Genomic DNA, 18,679 nt, shown 5'->3' with positions numbered 1-18,679 from the left:
ATTGAATGTTTAAATTAATTTGTGTTTTTTGATTTTTTAAGTTCTTTTTCGTCTATGAGCAAAACATAGGAGTTATATTTGAGCTTTGCTTTGTTAGCCTTGATGAGATTGGCGATGGATTTAGAAGTGGATGTGAATAATCGGGTGCCTAAGCTGGTGAAAAAGCCAGAGCCGCCCATATCCATCTGTGTGCCCTGAACGGAGTTACTGCCCATTTCACGCACCATATCCCGAAATATGCTTTGTGGTACATAAAGCCCTTTCATACCGTCCAAATCATAGATGGATAAATTGACAGGCAATATTTCGCCCTTTGAAAAAACTGAGATAATATTCAGCTCTACCCTTTGCATCGAAAATCCTGAAATCTGACCGTAAAGAATGGAGCCTTTGCTGATTTTTCGCTGTCCCACGAAAATATCCTCCAACAAGCGAAAGCGGATTCTGCTTCCTAAAAAGCCTTTGTTGTTTTCATCTATTACTGCCTTTATAAAACTGTTTTCTGCTTCTTTATAAATAGCATTGAAACTGTTGTTAATCCCTGATTTGCTTACATTAAAGGTAGAGTTGAGGAATGCTTGCAGCTTCTCCTTATTGGCTTTGAGCTTTTCTTCTGCCGCCAGCCTGCTTTGGTATTCGGGGTCTTTGGCTTTTTCCAAGGAATCCATCACCAGCATTTGTTGCTTCAGGTATTTTACAGGGTCTGGTTGCTCCTGTATTGTGTTATTTTTAGATGTCAGCACATCAGCTCCATTCTCTTTTCCATAAGATTTGTCATTGAGCATCTTAATAATGTCCGCAGATCTTTGGTAGTCCTTATCATCACTATTTGATTTTGGATTATAATAGGATGAGGCCACTGCTTTTGTAGCGTTACGGTGCTTCCCGGATTCTGCTCTCAAAGAATCAATTTTCCTCTTCTGTTCCAATGTTAACCGGTCTTCGTAAGACATCAGGCTGTCCTGCTCTTTATCCAAACCGCCAAGCATTGTCCTGTTATCATCTTTTCTGAAAAATTCATCATAAGCATCGTTTTTGGTAAGGATGGAATCTTTGGTGTCTCCTAATGATAATGAGAGTTCCTTGGGTTGGTCTTTGGGCTGCTTCTTTTCCGCCAGCTGTGTGCCTACATAAATAAAAAACAGCAGGAATGGCAATGCCAAAAGAGGCAGAATATATTTTTTATCTTTGAAATTAATTTTTTTAATGTCCATTTTTTAGTTTTTGGTATTGGTGATACAAATATTCGATGCGGAGGCTGTCTGCCCTCTGCAGTTCGTGCCTGTCTCTTTTTTCCTTAAGCATTTTAAGCTCCTCCACGATGTTCTGCATTTCTTTTTCGTGATTATAGCTGGTGGTTTCGGGTAGTTTTTTGGTATAAAGCTGCGGAACCTTGATTTTGAAAACCGATTCTGAAGGGTAAAATATTCCCTGAATTAGCGAACCAATAAAGGACAGGCTTAAAAAAACCATAGAATAGACAAAGAATTTTTTGGGGTGGTTTACCCAATACAGCGTCCATCTATTTATTGTACTTTTCATGATTAATAAGAGTTTTTAGATTGGTTGGAAATCTCGTCATTGTTCAGAATTCTCCAGTTTTTGAGCAACACGCCGTGGGGATTGTTGGGGCTCCGGATGATGTCCTCAAAATAGCCTTCGGTATCTATCTTCCTTGTAATGACGGATGATTTCCTGGTAATCGTTTGCCTCCCGTAAAATGCAAATTTCTTCTGTTCCATATTGAGCTGGATGGAATCAGCGTGGATACTCACCATTGCACTGGAAGCTATGACCTGGTTATAAAAGCCTTTCTCTTTGAGGTTGGTATATTCCTTTTTACCACTATCGTCAATGAGGTAAAGGGATTTTTGAATATTCTCCTTGATATAGGCATCATCGGGTGCCAGTGTAAAAAACAGACGGTGGAACAATTCGATTTGTGCTTTATACTCTACGGGGCGGTTCAACAGCACATCGGTCTGCTTGGCAAGGACGGGAACACCATTATCCAAGATGTATATGGATTTTCGGGAGTCCTGAATCATTCTGTAAGCGAAGAAAAATCCCGCTATGACAATGATAACTGCAAAACCCATCGCACCCAGCGATACGATTTTGTTGATTTTTATCCTTTGTTCTATATTTTTTATTAGCATTTTTCTGTTTTTGGTTTTTGGTTGTTCGTTAATCGTTGATTGTTTTTAGTTTTTGGTTTTTGGTTTTTCGTCTTTTGTCTTTTCTCTTTAATCTCGAATCTCACATCTCACATCTTATCTACTTTTTCTTAGAATTCATCGCACTTTGAGCCATTCCAGATGCAGAGCCTTGGGTTGCTGATTTTGTAGCTGCACCTGCTACGGATGCGCCTCCGGTTTTTGCAGCCAATACAGCTGTTTTTGCTGAACCGGCCAGCCTTCCTGCTGCGGTTTTCATCTTCGTCATCGCTGTAGCTCCTCCTGCCGTGACGATGGTGTCGGCAATAGTCGGCGTCATTAATACCCCAATGCCCGTAACGATGTAGGCCACACACGTGAAAAGCTGGTTGTAAATCATCCCGGAATTGGTTACATAAACCATTAAAGCATCCAGATTGGTAATTGTACCATTGGTAAGTAAGGTGTCGTATCGTTCAATTTCCATTTCATATCCTGAAGCGATGAGCTGTTGGCCGATATTGATAATAGTATAGGCTACAAATGTGTAAAGGTTGATATTGATAAATTTGGACACCCAGCCGTATAAGGAGTTTTCAAAGCCTGGTATCAATGCCATACCCACGGCGATCGGGCCGAGTATGATAAGAATGTAAGCCCAAATCTTCTGGATGAAGAATATCAGATAGACACAGATTCTCAATATGGAAAGACAGATAAATTCTATGATTTCAGCAACGAGTTTCTGTAGCTGGAACTCCATACGGATTGACCATTCCTTAATGGGCTGTAAGAGTTTGTCAATCCCCTCACTCACATCAAACCAGGAATCGTCGGCATCTTTACCGGTATTATTGATAACTTCCTGTTTAGCGTCTTCATCGGCTTTAAGCTTAATAACAGCATCCAATAGCTGTTGCTGTTTCTTGAATCTCTGTATCCTTAAATCATTGACTTCGGATTCTATATCGCTGAATATGGAGATGCCGGGTTCTGCAATGGCTTCAAAGGGCGCCTGTATTAAATTGACAAAGCCCGACCAATAGACCAGTGTAAAGCCAATGAGCACGGGTTTGAGCATCGGCGTGATTTCCCATTCTCGGTCGCCGGCCGCCATCTGCCAACCCATATAGCCCAGATACATTAATGCTCCCAAACCGCCAATAGCTCTTCCTACTAATGCTGAGCCGGAGGCACTATCCTGAACCCTCGTATCCAACTTGGTAAAAACCTCCATAAACCATTTTTCAAAGGCTCCGTCTCCCTTGAGGAACTGTAGGAGGTTGCTGTAATCGGCATCCGTCTGGGCAAAGCCCATAATCGGCAAACACAGGGCGATGAGGCAAGATAATAGTAAGACTGTATTCTTATTCATCTTAATATCGGTTTTTATATTTCTCCATCGTTTTCTGCATAATCTTCTTATCAGATGCCGGCTCATGGACAGAGGGAAGCGCAGATTGCGAATGGTTTTTCATAATGTTTTTAAAATCCAGAAGCAAGGTGGTTTTATCGTTATACTTTTTGAGTTCCTGAACAAACTTCCGCCAGCCAATGAGTGTTTCATGGTACATCAAAAAGCGTTTTCCTCTGGGCATATCCATGCTTCGGGACATAGCATACTTTTCCTTAATCAAATCGAGTTCTTCCTGCAACCGTTTTAAGGCTCCTGTGCTGGAAAGTGTCTCATAAGTCTTTTGGTCTTTCAACCGCCACTCTATAAAATTTTGGGGCCGGTCGGGAAACTGCGTAACGGGTTTCAGCATCCTTTTATAATACAGAAGCCATAAGGGGTCGGCATCTACCGTTGTGGATGTCCAATGGGCAAAATCCTGAACGCTCCGCTTATAAAGTGTATCGGAAGCTGCTTTTATTCTTTTGGCTTCTTGCTCCTGTAGTTTTAATTGCGCCAGTCGCTTATTTTGCTCTCCTGTAGGTTTTAATGGACGAATATCCGGACCGTTTTTATAATCCCTGTTGATTTTTGGCGCCCACATTCCCCATACCGTGGCATAGGCAAAGTTGGTCTGAATGCCCAAAAAGTATTTGGGATAAGGCCGCCAGTCTCCCCAGCTTTGAAAGACCATTCTTTTATGCTGGGCAACAATGGATGGGTCATTGAGCCGCTTGACGGAAATCTGTCCGAAAATGCTTGTACTCAATAGCAGTAAAGGCATTATGCATCGTGTTTTTAATAGTTTTTTCATCGTTTAGTGTGTTAAGTATTTATATTTTTGAATAATGTCTCCTACAATGGCTTTGTCGATATTGACATAGTTCCGGAGTACGGGAACCTGATAGAGGTAAGGAATGTTTTTAGCGTTCTCCAGCCTTAATATGATATACAATATATTCCCGTTGATATTTCTTACTCTTGTATAGACCTTGTCAATCAGCATCTCACGGTCTTTGGAATCCATCAGGTAATCTTTGTCTTCATTTAAAATATCCTGCACTACTTCCTGCTTAAGTTTTAGGGACTGCTTCCCAATCTCAATATAGTATCGGGAGACCAGTGCCGCATACTCGGGATGCTTTGCCGAAAGTTCCAGCATCCGTTCAGAGTTTTTTGCGATTTTCTCCAGATATTCATAGAGATAAACCAGCTTCTTACTCTGGGAAATAGCGGAATTGACATTCTTGAGTTGCTGGTAAATGTATTCCTGAATGGCAACTACCTGTGCTGTTTTCTTCTTCACATCCTCATACCAGGCTTTCTGCTTTTCGTAGGAGTTTAAAAAAGTTTCCTCACTCGCCATCCTTACGCCGTGGTTTACTGAAATTTGTGACAGTAGTTTATCATTGATGACAAGCTGAACCACCTGTTGGCTTTTGACGGCTACTACCGAAAATGCCATGATAAATCCGAATAAAATTTTCTTCATCTCTAATAGGTTTTGATTTGTTTCATAATCTTTTCTACTACCTGCCTATCTCTGTTTACATAGTATTGGAATGCTCTCTTATTTCTCAATACCTTGGCTTTGATATCCCTTATTTTTACAAGCATATAGGTGGAATTCCTGCTAAGTGTCTTGACTTCGCCCAGGGCATAATCCAAGAGTATCTTTCTCTCTGACTTCTCCATCTGGTTGATGGCTCCGTAGGAAACAATAATTCCAGTGATGAGCCGGGTAACCATCTGTAGGTCATCAACAAACTGCACCTGCGAGGGCAAAACGGCGACAATAGAATAAGGAGCAGTTTTGATTTCTTCAATAATGGCGGATTGGTTTTGTTTGATTTTTTTCACCTCCCTGCTCATTGCAATTCCTGTAGGCACTGCCTGTATCGCCAATGAAACGATTCGAAGCCTGTCCTGTATCTTGGTGACTTTTTCTTCAAATTTTGTCCACTGCTTTTTATTCAATGCTTCTACCGCAGCGTTGGCGGTTTGGTTTTTGCGCATTTCTTTCTGCCGTTCGTTCTCCTTCATCGTAGCATTAATCTCGATATCCATCATTGGAAATGAAACTTCCTCTTTTTGCCAGGAAGGTGTAGATCCACCTCCGGAGGAAGTCAGAATCAACCACACCAAAGGAAAAATGAAGATTTTCAAAAACCTTTTCCTCGAAGTTTGCAGGAGTTGAAGATTAATTTCAGGAGTCATCAGATAAAGTTTTAAAAGTTACGTTTATAGCGGTTCATAATATTCTCCACAATGGCTTTATCGGTATTGATGTAGCCTGCAAACGGATTAATGGAGTTCCAAAATCCCAGGCGGTTGGCTTTTTCCAGCCTTAGTTTAATGGCCAGCAGCCAAAGCTTTAGATTTTTTACATTCTCGGAGATATTGTGCAAAAGTTTATAGCGGTCGCCAGCAGTTGCCAAATTGAGCTCTCCTGAAGAAAGTATATCTGATACATCGGTAACGATCTTAATCCCCTGTTCATAAGTTTTCTGTGAAGCTTTTATACCGAAAATAGCGTACTGTGGATGCTTCGAGGCCAGCTCAACTACATCTGAGGAGTATTTATAGCATTTGTTGAGCTCGTTATAAATCTCCTTAACCTGGATGCCATTCTGCAAAGTGCCCGATACTTCACTAAGTCCCTTAAGTATCTTATTCTGAATTTCATTGGCGGCTACCATCTGTGTTCCTACCCAGGTCTGGGCCTGTTTTAACTTGGAGGTCTCCTCTATGACTTCGTTTTGCTTGGCTTTGAGGTTCTCGGAATATAAGATCATTGCCGCAGTTACCGTCGGATCGATGTAGGTGTTTTGTGCAAAGCCCCCTATCTCCCAAAGGAGAAAAATGAGCAAGGCTAATTTTAGATTAAACTTTTTCATATTCAAATTCTTTATGCTTGAGTAAGTCTGAAAAACTGATATTCCTTTCTTCCAGTTCCTGCGAAATAATTTTGAAAACATTTTTGCCGGGATTATTTTTCTTTAATTGATGATAGTATGCTGCAAGTTTTTTATCTAATGGCTTTTGGTATAAATTGACGAGTAAAACCAAATTTTCAAGGCTGTCACCAAAGTTTTTTAAATCTGCAACAATCCGCTGAAGCGCTTTGTCATAATCGCCGTATTCCCAGACATAATATTCCACGGCAGATTTTTCGGGTTTTTCCGTAGTGTAGGTCAGGTATTGCTCCAAGGATACCTCGTTACCATAGACTTCGCCTTTGGAACCACGCTTGAGATAAAATTCCTTAAAGCGGCTTCTTCCTGCTTTGTTATTAAGATTGTTGATGGTGAAAATCTTATTCTGCTCCACTTTGTTTAATGACAGCAATGCCGCAATGCGGTCGAAATTGTCTTTAAACTTGGTCTGATCCAGCAAAACGAATGTATCAGAGTTGTTGATAATGGAGTCTTTCACAACGGCATTCCCGATAATATCATCCAACTCCTGCGTTACTACCACTGCCTCGCCCCAAAATTTCCTCACGGTTTTGTACAGATACAGAATGTAGCCACCCATCAGTTTACTCGCAATGGCTTTCCAGGCCTCCTCGATGATCAGGGCTTTCCTGCGGTCTTTCCTCAGTCGCATTTTTTGGATGAAGGTGTCCATAATAATGAGCGTAACAATGGGAAAGAGTTTGGGATTGTCTTTTACATTGTCAATCTCAAACACGATAAATGGTTCTTCAAACAGCGTGTTATCAGCAGATTCGTTTAGCGTGGTGCCATATCTTCCGCCTTTGTAAAAATCTCTTAACACAAACAGGAAAGTTCTTAGGTTAAATTCTTTTTCCGTAATGGCATGCTTCTTATTGTTGAGATACATCGGCAGAAACTGGTCACAGAAATCGTAAAATCCGTTAAAAGACAGTTCTTCTACTTTCAAGCTTTCTTCTATCGTTTTGATTTTTTTTATGATGGCTTTTCTAAATGATGCGCCCCATTGCTCCGCTGTTTCCGGATGCTTCATTAAATCGGCAGACCTGATGAGAAGCATATGGCTTTCATCATAGATTTTCCGTTTATGTTCGTCGCTCAGCGTTTCATAGGCTTCATATATTTTGAAAAATTTCTCGCCGTCGTAGTTGGGATTATTGATGTTTTTATCCGGGTGGTATTCTATCGCCAATCTCCTGAAAGCATCCCGAATTTCTTCCGATCCTGCATTGAATTCTATTCCGAGCAGTTCATAATAAGATTGCTCTTTATTGTCATTTTCGTATTCGGCATACAGGTCTTCTTCATAAATATTGTATTTTCTTAGATATAGGATGAGTTCGTCCGTGCTTTTATTTTCATACCAGGAAGTCCCCTTATTGAAATAGCCGTGGTAATACGACATCAGCGCATTGTCCAAAATAGATTTTTGTGCCGCCGTCATCACAGCATCCGGCCCCTGCCAGATCAGGAATATCAGATTGGTTAAAAATTCTATTTTTTCAATATTGAACTCTTTTTTGTCCATTAAAAAGGGATTCATCGTAATGGGTTTCTCTTCGGTGTACTGGATATATCGCCCGCCTTTGTATTGGCAGGTTCCGGAATACGAATCTCCCGTATCCACAATCACGACATCGTAATTGTAGGTGAGATACTGTTCCACAATATTGTTCATCAGGAAGGATTTTCCCGAACCAGAAGGCCCCAGCACAAATTTGTTCCTGTTATTGATTCTTCCTATCTTCATCGGTAAGTCCGACGGATCTACCTTGAGCGGTACGCCCTGCCGGTCGGTAAACCGCAGGTAAAAGTTGGATTCCTCATTCACGGGGTAGCTTTCTTTAAAAAAAAAACAAAGTGCAGCTTCACTCGTGGTCATAAATAAATCGTATTCTCTCAGTTCTGTCGCATTGCCGGGCAATGCCGAACGGAAGAGTTCCAACTGGTTGTAAGCATTTTTAGACACGATAATTCCTTTTGTAAAGAGTTTATTCTCTATTGCCGACTGGAGACTTTCCATTTTTTCTAAATTGTTTGCGGAAAACAACAGAGAAAAATGGGCATTCACTACCAGCTGACCGTCTATGGCGATGTTGTGGAGCAGGGTCTGGATTTCTTCTGCTATAATGGCATTGGATGGTGAGTTAGCGGCTGCGCCTTCGTGCTTTTTCTTTTTCTTGTCGAGTTCCCGTTGCTGGGCCGCCTGTAATGGTATGCTGATGACCTGATTGTAGATGATGGTTTCATAATCTTCAAGTTCATTAATAAAAGTAAAGTTATCAACAGCGGTTTCTGAGGCGGCTCCTCCGCCTCCCAACTGAGAATAGGGCTCTATTTCCGAGGGTAGGTCTATATTTTCTACATCGACAAAAGATATATTTTTCACATAGCGATTTCCCATCTGCAGATATTCATTGCCACTCTTGATATTATCGTAAACTGGAATTTCCGATTTACGCATGGTTAGGACTACCGACAAGTAAGATTCAAAGTCTTTCTCAAATAAAAATTGGGGCTCGCATCCGCTTTGCTGTAACAGCATCCATACTTTCTGGCACTTGTCACGGAGCTCTTTATAGCGTTTTTCTGAAAAATCATACTGCTTGGGCTTCTTTTTTAGCTTGTCGTCGATAATGTCTGTAAAGAGAAGTAGCGTGTCGATGGTTTTAAACATCCTGCCGTCAAAATGCTCGGAGTATTTCTGCTGTAAAAACTGAGAAGATGGCTCTGCTACATATTTCTTCTTAGAAAAAATATCTAATTTTTGAATCATCCTTCCTTCTCCAATAATGGAAACAACTTGGTTAAGAATGCTATGGAAGTTCAGATAATTGTCCGGATCTGCGGAGTACTGCTCAACCGGGTTTTTAATTTTAATGCCTATAATGGGATTGCCGTACTGCCCAAAGAGAACATCAAAGTCCCACCCGTGGTCTTTGGCATAATCATAGCCGATATAGGCTAAGTCAAAGCTTTGTTTTTTGGTCTTCATTTGGATGTGTTTTTGGTTGTCGGTTGTTGGTTCTTGGTTGTCGGTCGGTATGATGGTTAAGGATTGAGGTGTTGATGCGTTTACCTGATGGTTTTTCTTTGGCTTATTTTTTTAGGGAATATGTAAATCTGGTTTTCATTCCTGGTTTTATCGTACAGCCCGAGCTTATCCTGTCTTTTAAAGATGAGATAGACGCCTCCTGCGGTAATGCCCAGTCCTAATAGGGATCCTATAAGCCCTATTTTGGATAAGGCGAGTGATGTTACTACGCCGACACCGATAACTCCAACGGCGTAAAAGATGTACTTTCCCTTTAATCCGAAAAACACAAGGGGTTTTTTAAGCCCCTTGTATAGGTAGAACCCCATTAGTTAAAGAATGCGGTTACAAATTCCGGAACGACTATCAGAAATACCATCGCACCTCCATAGCCGAGGATTTCTTTGTTGACATCCTGATCGCCATTCGTCCACTTGTTATACACCCTGAGACCTCCAATAAAGCCTACCAAACCTCCAACGGCTTTCAGGATAAGTTTTATGGGATCCCAATATTCTTTTATATCACCCGCGGCATTGGTGATTGCCGTTGCACCTCCCTGTGCAAAGGCCGGACTTACCGCCAGCAGTAATAAACCTGCCGCCATCACTTTCCTTATCTGAAAGTGCTTTTTGAAATTTTTTTTCATCATTTGTGGTTTTTAAACTGTTTTTAAACTTGTGCTAATTGTGTTTTTGTTTTTTTGTTTTTTTGTTCTTTCGCCGTTTTCTAAATTGTTTCTTCCATCTTACTGTTGTTTTTAAGGTTTTACATTAATGAGTGATATACTTTGTGTCCGTCATAATTAGCTACCATCTCAATGGAAGATTCTGACAGATATCTGTATTCCTGCCATTGGCGTTCTTTTTCCGCTACTTCTTTGCGGAGGATTTCTTCCATTGGATTGGGATGTTCCTCCGACTCCGGCTCTTGGGATGTTTCTTCTACTTGAACATCCTCATGTTCCGATTTTGAGTATTCATCCTTCACAATAGGTCCATTGGATTCATCCTGAAAAGCATTTTCATCGCCTTCATCTTGGGAAGATGGTCCTTGTAATTCTGAAGGAAGATTCTTTTGTACTCCTGATTCATAGCCGTCAATATCCTGTTCTGCTTCAAATCGCTTCCTGATCTCCTCTAAGTCCAAGGGCTCTTCCTCATTCGATTCCTGATCGGTACTCCTGAAAATATCCTTCTGATAAGATTCCGGCGTCTTTAAATTTTCTACATCTTCAATCTCTACGGATTTTATATTCTCAACCGGGCTTATCACTAGCCCACTTAGTGCGTATTTTTCAGGGAGGTCTTCTGCTTTTGTCTTTTCTTTTTTAAGAAACAGGTCGTAAAGGATCATTCCGAGATAATACAGAACATAGAGCATCAGCAGGAGTAAGGTGTATTTTAACATTTTTCAGATTTTTTTTGTGGTTTATATTCTATGCTATATTGTTTTCCTATGATTTCAAGTAGTTCGTCGAACGGTCTTCTTACGGCATCTTTCTGCTGCTGGTTTAATTCCCGCGTATTGAGTTTTTGCAGAATATTCCTCTTGTATACCGGGTGCTTGAGCAGGATTCCGTATTTGGAAAGTTCTATATCCATCTCTTCCTGATTCCGGTAGAAATAGCTTTTGTCATATCTGGAACGGATGAAGATGCGCTCGGATTCGCTCTCTATGAGCCCCAGAAAATTTCGGAATACCAGCGTGGATTTTACCGATACATCGGAATACTCGAAAGGAATGATGATATAGTCGCTGTAAATCAGCAAATCGCTGTATTTCCTGTCCAGCGTTCCCGCCATATCAAACAGGTAAACCTCGTTGCTTTCTTTCATTTCCAGTATCTTGTCCCAATCTTTAAAGAGTTGGTTTTTTTCTTCATCAAAAATTTCAACATCATACAGTTTGTGTAGCTTCCCCACCTGTTCGTCCTCTAACCATTTGCCGTAAAATGATTTTTGGAAGTCATAGTCGTAGCCACGAACGGTATTTTCGGTTCGGCAAGCAATATAATTGGCAAAGGCTATCGCTAAGGTGGTCTTGCCTGCACCGCCTTTCTGGGTTCCGAATGTGATGATCATTTTGGTTAGTGGTTATGGGTTACCAGTTGATGGTTGATGGTTGATGGTTTTTTGTTTTTTTGTTTTTTGTCTGGCGTCTTGAATCTTGCGTCTTTTGTCTTGTGTCTTGTGTCTCGAATCTAACCCCTTATCTCCGCCTCCTTTTTCGTTTTTTCCAATCGTCTTCCGAAGGGTCTTTGGCACCACCCGTGTTTTTACTCCACTCGAACATTAATTCATTAATACTTTGATTGAATTCTTTTGAAATAGCTTCTACTTTCTGCTCTTCCTTAATTTGCTGAACCGGATACTGATTTAAAAAGATTTGATATTCTTTTTCGCCTATCAGGGTTTCCAGCCTGCCGATATAATGCTGCCGGAAATGAACGGCGTAATAAATGCCTTCTTCGGACTTGATGATGCCGATGTCCTTTTGGCTTTGGGTTTTGAGGTATTCTTTAACATCATTTCTTATCGTGTTTAATAGTTCTTTGTTTTTCCATTTATTGGTCTTAAAAAGCATAAATTCTCTAATTGGATGCTCCGGGTTTTGCCTTTTCAGCATTGCCATCAAAACCTTTTTAGAGTCTTCATCTGCAATATTGTAATCCTTCAGACTTTCAAACCACTTCTTGTCTATGCTGTCGGTAGTCAATTCAAAAAGTTCGTTCATCTTAATCAGATCACTGCCTTTATACACCCTTCCTGTCTTATGGTCAATCAGCGTATAGCCGAAGGGCATTTTATCGTCTTTAAAATGGAATACGATGTCTATTCCGAAGATGTCCCTTAATTTCCTTTGAAGTTCGCTTTCATATTCTATTTTGGGCTTCCAAAAATCTTGATGCTTATCCTCCGGCAGTTTTGACTGCTGCTCTCTCCTGTCTTCTACTCTAAATACTTTATTGCTCGCTAAGCCTTTATATTTGTGTAAAATGGCTTTAATCTGTTGGGCTCGCTTATCATCTTTTGTGTTATGAAAAACCAACTGCCTTCCTGTTATACTCCGCTGAAACACGCCATTCCTAAGCACCTGGTATTCTTTTTCATCATTTGTGTTTTGTACTAGTCTGTAGCCGCTTCTTTGGAGCAGGGTTTCCAACTGGTGCAGGGAACCTGTTTTATAGTCCAGCAGTCGGTTGAGTTCTTCATCTTGGCTTATTCCATATATTTCTTCTAATGTTTTGCTTAGGGCTTGTTGTGCCTTTAATTTTTCAAAATTGTCCTTAATCTTCTTTCCGGTTTGCTTGTCCACCCTCGTGGATACCAGATGGATGTGGTTGTTCTCCGTATCGTTATGGAAGACCGCAATATAGGGTTGCTGTCCATAGCCCATCTCGTTCATAAATTCTTCTGCTACTCTCGCCAGTTCTTCTTTGCTGTGTTCTCTGAATTTTGTGGAAATAACGGCGTGAAACTGTGGCTTTTTAATTTTATCGTTCTTTGATATGGCTTTCAGATAGTTTCTCACTTCCTCCGGTTTGCTGTCTTCGTTAATGAAGGACGGAAAGTTTTTCATCAGCATCAGCTCGCCTTTGCCGGTTTCTACTTTTTTTTCATTGTAACGGATGCCGTTAAAGTTGCTTCCTGCGGAACCTAAAATCTTAACAATCATCCGAGAGTAAGGCGTAAATCTTTATAAAGATTTGATTTTGCTTTTCTTTAAGTTTTACTATACTCTGAAGTTGGCCGGCAAAGTCTTTAAGTTGGATTTCAGAGATATACCTTTGCCCATTGACCATCTTTGCCACTTGGTTGATGTTGGTTTCTATTTTTTTAAAAATGTTATCCTGGCTTTCAATGAACGCTAATACTTTTCTTCTTTCATCATCCTGTATCCTGCCTTCTACCGAGTGGATGATTAAACTCGTCAATGAGATGTTCCTCTTTTTACAGATCGTTTTCCATCGGGATTTTTGGGATTTGGAAATTCGGATTTTCAGATAGTCTTCCTTTTCCACTTTTTCTTTTGTATGTTTACTGCACGTTGAGATAATTGATAGGAAATGTCATCATGCCGCTGATATTACCCTCAAACTTCTCTACTTGGTTTTTCCATAATAGCAGGTTAAAATCTACATTGGTCAATGACAAAGTACCCAATTCTTTGGAACGCCCGTCAAGTTTCGAGGTTCCCGTTACCAGAATGTTATTAATAGATCCTACACTGCCGTCTGACATAAAGCCCAATTCTCTTAACGGTTTAGCAAGGTTTAATGAAACATAATTTCCAGAAAAAGGAATCTTACAGGTTATGCTGACATCTAGATAGCCGGTCGTGCCAACACGCCTTGCATCTATCTGCCCCGTAATACCTAATCCCGAGGTTCCAAGCTTTTATACTTTTACGGAATATATATGCTGGCGCGGATTTGTCGGAAATGGCAAATCATAATCCTGGGCATAGTATTCGGAGATGGTATTTGCTGGGAGTGTTTCATCTAAAACAATTAATGTATCGTAATATCTGGGTTCCTCCAGCATCATTGTCCAATATTTTCCGTTAAAGTAATAGTAGCCTTCTTTAACAATATGGATTACCTGGCCGGTTAAATTACTCGCCGGCTTGGTTACATATACAATGGTACCTTTGTGAGAATTGGTGTAGACTTTTTTTGCAAGCTGGTCTCCTGTAATTCTGGGTGGTAAAAAACCATCAAAGTGTTTAATATTGTCGGGCTTTCCTACGACTTCTAATGTAGTCTGTGGAGATGATGTATTAATACCTACCTGGGCATTCATTCCAATTCCGAAGTAAATTAAAGCAAGGCTTAAAAATGTTTTCATCCGTTTTTTGATTAAAATTTCTGCCACAAAATTGTAGTAGAAATTCCACCAAAACAATAGTGTTCATCGGCGTTGGCTTAAAAAAGAATGTTTTGGATGAGTTTGGAATGCCTGTTGGCTTAAAAACTATTAGTTTGGATGAGTTTGGAATCTTAAACCTAAATTTTCCAGCAAAACCAAAAACTGAGTTCCGAAGTTTTTATCCCTTTTCGCAGAAAAGGCAAGAGCGTCTTTGTCCCAAAACTTGAAAAAGTTTGTGGGTACAAAGACACATCTTGCCAAACTCATTTTCTGAGATTTAGAAGAACTTAAAGTTTACATTAAGCATCTGTTTTATGTGATTTTTGCTTTAAAAAGAGAAAGAAACAACGATGAAATTTTCTTGAATGGGCATTTATACGAAGGGTAGCGATGAAGTTGTATTCTATTTACTCACCTTTTGGAAGTGGCTGTATCTCAATGACAGGTTTTGATTTACCTGTACCTTTTTTACTCATCTTTGAAATAAGCCTGTATCCCTATTGCGCAGGTTAAGAACTCTGTTAGTGCTTTTGAACAAACCTATTTCTTTTAAGAAAGGGCAGTATTTTAGCCGTGTTCCGTTTTAAACAAATATGTGGAGTTCATTTTACTCAGCTTCCAAATCCGGCCTGTATCTTTTATATGCAGGCGGAGAAAAACCTATAGTTTTTTTTACACAGGGTACAGTTTGAAAAAGCGGTTCTTACACTGGATTAAAAAATTATATCCAAAAGTAAATTTTCAAAACTGCCACCGTTAATTTAATGCTTTTACTTATCCTGTCCCCCAAATTTCGACCACGGTTAAGCAGATTTAAGTTTGTTGGTTGGTTCAAAAATAAACAAATCTTTTGGTTTTTGATGATTAATTCCTTGGTGTCTTCTTTGGTTATATTCATCAATAAAATCTCTAATACCATCTCTCAATTCCCATGCTGATTCTATTGCATACAAGTAAATGTAATCATATTTTATCGTTCTAAAAAAGCGTTCAATATAAATATTGTCCGTAGCTCTACCTTTTCCGTCCATGCTGATTTTTATGCCATGTCCTTCCATGCAATCTAGCCAGTTTGATGAAGTATACTGGCTCCCTTGGTCGGAGTTAACGATTTCAGGCTTGCCATATTTCTTTATCGCCTCATTCATCGCCGAAGTCTGGGTTTCCATCTCCAAAGTGTTGGAAAGTTGCCAGCCCACAATATAGCGGCTATACACATCGATAATCGCCGTAAGGTACATAAAGCCCCTTTTCATCGGGATGTAGCTGATGTCTATCTGCCAAACCTGGTTGGGTCTTTCTATTTTTAAACCCCTCAAAAGATACGGTCGAATATAGCTTGTCTTGCCCAATTTACTCAAATTTCTTTTAGGGTAAATGGTGGCGATGCCCATCACCTGCATCAGGCGGCGAACCCTCTTCCGGTTCACGCTAAAGCCCATTTCCTTGAGTTCCCGGGTGATCCTTCGGATGCCAAAACTGGGATATTTCAGGTGGATTTTATCGATTTCCGTCATCAATATTAAATTTGCATCGCGTTCTCTTTGCGGACTATAATACAAATTACTCCTGTTGATGCATAGTAAATCGCACTGTTTGCGGATGCTCAGCCGGTGCTTCCTGTCTATCATTTCCTGTCTTTCCTTTATTCCTCGAGCATCCCTAAGTTTTTTTTTAGAAAATCGATTTCTATCTGCAGCTGCCCGATTTTCTGATAGAGCTTTTCCTCTTTCCCGGCGGAGTGTTCTTTTTTCTTTTCTAAAGCAAAAACCTGCTCGGACTTGCTTAAAAATTCCTTCTTCCAGTTTTGGATTTGCTGGGGATGGACTTCGAACCGGGAGGCTAATTCTGCCAACGTTTGCCTTTCTTTCAGTGCTTCGAGGGCAACCTGTGCCTTGAAGCTTGGAGTAAATTTTCGTCTTTGTTTTTTCATCTTTTTACGAGTTAAAATTAATTCTTTTTTTTAAACTTAACTCGTGGTCTGAGTTTAGGGGTACATTATAACTAAAACCAATTGTTTTTCTTTGAAAGCGTTTTAAGTGAGTTCGAATGCTTAGATTTTTTCTTTCTATATGATTGGTGGCAAATCTTTTTGTGGAGTGTTGTTCTTTGGGAATGAGATATTGAATAGTGTTTTAGTTTATCGGTGAATATTTTTGTGGCTTTGGCATTTTCTAAAGTTTTCACCACTGCTTTTAATGTCCGGGTTGGTTCTTCTTCCAATGTAAAAGTCCGCAACCTGTTTGTTTTCACGATTGATGGCGTAGCAGAGCCAAAAGGGGCGCGCTTTCTTTTTTATGAAGAAACGCATTTCATCCAGCTTATACATTTTAGCAAACGCTAATGCCGGTGGAGAGATTTTCTCAGAAATTTTAATAATTCTGCTAAGTAATGTTGTGGGAGAAATTTTTAAGAACCTTGCGGTAGAACGGATGCCCAGCCCTTCTTTTGTAAACTGGATGATATTTTTATTAACTTCCTGTTTGTAAGCATTATAAGTAAATTTTAAAACACTTGTCGCTTTGCAGTTAGTACATTGGTACCTTTGCTTTCCCGAGGAAGTTTTGCCATACTTTATAAACTGGACATTTGCACCAACACATTTGGAACATGAGTAAATCTTTATCTCCATAAATTGCTGTTTTATGTATTAAAAATAACCTGTGCAGGGATTTGCCTGCACAGGTTTGCTATGTTTATTTCACATTTCATCTCTTAAAGCTTGATGGTTACGGGAAACCAACACATCTGGAACATTACAAAATAAAAACGCCTCACAAAGCAAAGGCGTCATTATTGTTTTGAATTATAATATTTTATAATCAGTCTCATTCCTGGGAAACAGGTTAGCAAAAAAATATATAAAACCCTATTCCCAAATCTATAATAATTGATATAATCAGGCATAGCAGTGGAATAACCAAAGATAAAAAACCTATTTTTAAATAGTTTTTTTGGTTAAAATAGAAAGGAAGTTTATTTCTATATCGGTATTCATCACTATATTTTCTGTCGTGCCATTCTTCAAACACTTCAAAAAAATCTGATTTTTTTCTTTCAACTCATTGTCTTTAATTCGCTTTTTCATATTTCTCTTAAATTCTATATTTCACGGAAATTTTCTCCGAGAAAAACAATATTAGGAATGAAATAATGATGTTCATTAAAACTCCTAATGTATAAGAGTTAAATTGAAAATTAGGCAAAATCATTATCAAGGAGAATAAACTATTTAAAATAACATAGTATGAACAAACTATTAAGGCAATTTTGAGGACAGCATTTGATGATTTAAAGCTTTCTTTTAACAACTCTTTTTTTCTTTAAAAAGAATATCCACGAAAAATCCACCTTTGGCGAGCAGTAATATGATAAAAAAAGATTTATCAAAGTATACAGTAAAACATCTACGCTTAAGCTACCCGTCTTTAAATAGAATGAATTATAAATTCTCTCGGGTAGTTGCGAACCAAAGTCTATAAAAAGTTTTATTGCAACAAAATATATGCTTACTTTAAGCAAGTCCTTGTATATCATAATCTATCTAAATAAAGGGTATTGATTGATGCTTGAGCCATTGCCAAAATGGTAGTTGTAACTCGTAGTTGGTGGAAAAGGAGTTCCAACCCCTTTTCCCGGAAAATTAAAAATATAACCTGCTTTAATACTTACATTTACGTGAGTAGTTCCTTTAGGAAGGGTAAAAGTTGTCGACCCTATCTGTTGATATCCTGATTGCAGAGCAGTATATCCATAATCCCTATAAAGTGGAAGCGATACACTAAAAGGAGACAAGCCATAAGCGCTGCTTCCCGTTACGGTCGCTGTTCCAAAAAAGTATGGGCTTACTTGCGTTGTAGTTGTCGCTCCTACTGCACTTATGGTTAAAACGCCTTCGTCTAAAGTAATTGTTCCTTTGACAGTATAAATGTCTACGTCAAAAAATCTTTTGTTATCCTCTTCTATAAAAAGTGCTGCACCTTGGTCAACTTTGAAACTAACTTTTGTTCTTGGAAACTTATATTTCTTTCCCGGAGGATCCTCTCCATTCCCAATTCTATGCGCCGCATGGTTCAATCCTGCAACAATACCTCCAATTACGGCTCCTTGCCAAAAATTACCACCAGATAGTTCTGCACCTATGCCACCACTTAATGCTCCAAAAGCAATCTGACCTATAGCCTTGTCACCTCGAAGGAGCTTTCTTAATGCTTTTAAACCTAAAAGAACTTCTACGCTTTTGCAGGCATTTGCCTGCACAGGTTATT

At 39.5% G+C, this 18,679-nt stretch carries 18 protein-coding genes and 2 pseudogenes; all 20 read right to left on the bottom strand.

The features are described 5' to 3' along the window. Positions 1-14: 14 nt before the first annotated feature. Positions 15-1,208 (bottom strand): conjugative transposon protein TraM, encoded by a 1,194-nt coding sequence (gene traM / locus IMZ16_RS09765; protein WP_193440847.1) that lies wholly within the window; start codon positions 1,206-1,208, stop codon positions 15-17. Then, positions 1,204-1,542: a hypothetical protein gene (locus IMZ16_RS09760; RefSeq protein WP_193439879.1), complete on the bottom strand. Its 339-nt coding sequence runs from the start codon at positions 1,540-1,542 to the stop codon at positions 1,204-1,206. Before IMZ16_RS09760 ends, traM begins: the two co-directional genes overlap by 5 nt. 2 nt (positions 1,543-1,544) lie before the next feature. Next, positions 1,545-2,159, bottom strand: a complete 615-nt coding sequence (traK, locus tag IMZ16_RS09755) for a conjugative transposon protein TraK (RefSeq protein ID WP_193439878.1) — start codon at positions 2,157-2,159, stop codon at positions 1,545-1,547. Positions 2,160-2,277: 118 nt separating this feature from the next. Continuing rightward, positions 2,278-3,531 carry a hypothetical protein gene (locus tag IMZ16_RS09750; RefSeq protein WP_193439877.1) on the bottom strand — a complete coding sequence of 418 codons (1,254 nt, stop codon included), beginning with the start codon at positions 3,529-3,531 and terminating at the stop codon, positions 2,278-2,280. Position 3,532: 1 nt separating this feature from the next. Next, positions 3,533-4,363 (bottom strand): hypothetical protein, encoded by an 831-nt coding sequence (locus IMZ16_RS09745; RefSeq protein ID WP_193439876.1) that lies wholly within the window; start codon positions 4,361-4,363, stop codon positions 3,533-3,535. A gap of 3 nt (positions 4,364-4,366) precedes the next feature. Beyond that, on the bottom strand, positions 4,367-5,041 hold the full coding sequence (locus IMZ16_RS09740; protein WP_193439875.1) for a hypothetical protein: 675 nt from the start codon (positions 5,039-5,041) through the stop codon (positions 4,367-4,369). A 2-nt stretch (positions 5,042-5,043) separates the two neighbouring features. Beyond that, entirely contained in the window at positions 5,044-5,766 is a 723-nt protein-coding gene (locus tag IMZ16_RS09735; protein WP_227411518.1) for a hypothetical protein, read from the bottom strand. A gap of 11 nt (positions 5,767-5,777) precedes the next feature. Then, positions 5,778-6,446, bottom strand: coding sequence for a hypothetical protein (locus IMZ16_RS09730; protein WP_193439874.1), 669 nt, complete (start codon positions 6,444-6,446; stop codon positions 5,778-5,780). Then, positions 6,433-9,501 carry a TraG family conjugative transposon ATPase gene (locus IMZ16_RS09725; RefSeq protein ID WP_193439873.1) on the bottom strand — a complete coding sequence of 1,023 codons (3,069 nt, stop codon included), beginning with the start codon at positions 9,499-9,501 and terminating at the stop codon, positions 6,433-6,435. The genes IMZ16_RS09730 and IMZ16_RS09725 overlap by 14 nt, the downstream gene beginning before the upstream one ends. Positions 9,502-9,581: 80 nt before the next feature. Beyond that, the gene (locus IMZ16_RS09720) at positions 9,582-9,869 is read right to left on the bottom strand and encodes a DUF4133 domain-containing protein (RefSeq protein WP_193439872.1); all 288 of its coding nucleotides are present in this window, start codon (positions 9,867-9,869) and stop codon (positions 9,582-9,584) included. Continuing rightward, complete coding sequence (locus IMZ16_RS09715) at positions 9,869-10,189, bottom strand: DUF4134 domain-containing protein (protein WP_193440845.1); 321 nt, start codon at positions 10,187-10,189, stop codon at positions 9,869-9,871. The genes IMZ16_RS09720 and IMZ16_RS09715 overlap by 1 nt, the downstream gene beginning before the upstream one ends. Before the next feature lie 119 nt (positions 10,190-10,308). Then, positions 10,309-10,950: a hypothetical protein gene (locus IMZ16_RS09710; RefSeq protein ID WP_193439871.1), complete on the bottom strand. Its 642-nt coding sequence runs from the start codon at positions 10,948-10,950 to the stop codon at positions 10,309-10,311. Beyond that, complete coding sequence (locus tag IMZ16_RS09705) at positions 10,944-11,624, bottom strand: ParA family protein (RefSeq protein ID WP_193439870.1); 681 nt, start codon at positions 11,622-11,624, stop codon at positions 10,944-10,946. The genes IMZ16_RS09710 and IMZ16_RS09705 overlap by 7 nt, the downstream gene beginning before the upstream one ends. A gap of 127 nt (positions 11,625-11,751) precedes the next feature. Continuing rightward, positions 11,752-13,218 carry a relaxase/mobilization nuclease domain-containing protein gene (locus tag IMZ16_RS09700; protein ID WP_193439869.1) on the bottom strand — a complete coding sequence of 489 codons (1,467 nt, stop codon included), beginning with the start codon at positions 13,216-13,218 and terminating at the stop codon, positions 11,752-11,754. After that, positions 13,208-13,564 carry a plasmid mobilization relaxosome protein MobC gene (mobC, locus tag IMZ16_RS09695; RefSeq protein ID WP_193439868.1) on the bottom strand — a complete coding sequence of 119 codons (357 nt, stop codon included), beginning with the start codon at positions 13,562-13,564 and terminating at the stop codon, positions 13,208-13,210. The genes IMZ16_RS09700 and mobC overlap by 11 nt, the downstream gene beginning before the upstream one ends. A 376-nt stretch (positions 13,565-13,940) precedes the next feature. Then, on the bottom strand, positions 13,941-14,390 hold the full coding sequence (locus IMZ16_RS09690; protein WP_193439867.1) for a hypothetical protein: 450 nt from the start codon (positions 14,388-14,390) through the stop codon (positions 13,941-13,943). Between the two features lie 824 nt (positions 14,391-15,214). Then, positions 15,215-16,204 carry an IS3 family transposase gene (locus IMZ16_RS09685; protein WP_227411574.1) on the bottom strand — a complete coding sequence of 330 codons (990 nt, stop codon included), beginning with the start codon at positions 16,202-16,204 and terminating at the stop codon, positions 15,215-15,217. Then, positions 16,156-16,344, bottom strand: a pseudogene (locus IMZ16_RS09680) (transposase); the annotation flags it as partial. The pseudogene IMZ16_RS09680 and the gene IMZ16_RS09685, both read right to left, overlap by 49 nt. Before the next feature lie 4 nt (positions 16,345-16,348). Next, positions 16,349-17,043: pseudogene (locus tag IMZ16_RS09675) on the bottom strand (IS1 family transposase). Between the two features lie 908 nt (positions 17,044-17,951). Next, complete coding sequence (locus IMZ16_RS09670; RefSeq protein ID WP_193439866.1) at positions 17,952-18,671, bottom strand: hypothetical protein; 720 nt, start codon at positions 18,669-18,671, stop codon at positions 17,952-17,954. Positions 18,672-18,679: the final 8 nt, after the last annotated feature.

The sequence above is a fragment of the Cruoricaptor ignavus genome (assembly GCF_014961145.1).
Taxonomy (GTDB): Bacteria; Bacteroidota; Bacteroidia; order Flavobacteriales; family Weeksellaceae; genus Cruoricaptor; species Cruoricaptor ignavus.
The sequence above is the reverse complement of the archived record's forward strand: the minus strand, read 5'-3'. Positions and strand labels throughout refer to the sequence as shown.

Coding starts and splice junctions, on each gene's coding strand:
- IMZ16_RS09760 (WP_193439879.1), bottom strand. CDS start 1,542: ATGAAAAGTACAATAAATAGATGGACGCTGTATTGGGTAAACCACCCC.
- traK (WP_193439878.1), bottom strand. CDS start 2,159: ATGCTAATAAAAAATATAGAACAAAGGATAAAAATCAACAAAATCGTA.
- IMZ16_RS09750 (WP_193439877.1), bottom strand. CDS start 3,531: ATGAATAAGAATACAGTCTTACTATTATCTTGCCTCATCGCCCTGTGT.
- IMZ16_RS09745 (WP_193439876.1), bottom strand. CDS start 4,363: ATGAAAAAACTATTAAAAACACGATGCATAATGCCTTTACTGCTATTG.
- IMZ16_RS09740 (WP_193439875.1), bottom strand. CDS start 5,041: ATGAAGAAAATTTTATTCGGATTTATCATGGCATTTTCGGTAGTAGCC.
- IMZ16_RS09735 (WP_227411518.1), bottom strand. CDS start 5,766: ATGACTCCTGAAATTAATCTTCAACTCCTGCAAACTTCGAGGAAAAGG.
- IMZ16_RS09730 (WP_193439874.1), bottom strand. CDS start 6,446: ATGAAAAAGTTTAATCTAAAATTAGCCTTGCTCATTTTTCTCCTTTGG.
- IMZ16_RS09725 (WP_193439873.1), bottom strand. CDS start 9,501: ATGAAGACCAAAAAACAAAGCTTTGACTTAGCCTATATCGGCTATGAT.
- IMZ16_RS09720 (WP_193439872.1), bottom strand. CDS start 9,869: ATGGGGTTCTACCTATACAAGGGGCTTAAAAAACCCCTTGTGTTTTTC.
- IMZ16_RS09715 (WP_193440845.1), bottom strand. CDS start 10,189: ATGAAAAAAAATTTCAAAAAGCACTTTCAGATAAGGAAAGTGATGGCG.
- IMZ16_RS09710 (WP_193439871.1), bottom strand. CDS start 10,950: ATGTTAAAATACACCTTACTCCTGCTGATGCTCTATGTTCTGTATTAT.
- IMZ16_RS09705 (WP_193439870.1), bottom strand. CDS start 11,624: ATGATCATCACATTCGGAACCCAGAAAGGCGGTGCAGGCAAGACCACC.
- IMZ16_RS09700 (WP_193439869.1), bottom strand. CDS start 13,218: ATGATTGTTAAGATTTTAGGTTCCGCAGGAAGCAACTTTAACGGCATC.
- IMZ16_RS09690 (WP_193439867.1), bottom strand. CDS start 14,390: ATGAAAACATTTTTAAGCCTTGCTTTAATTTACTTCGGAATTGGAATG.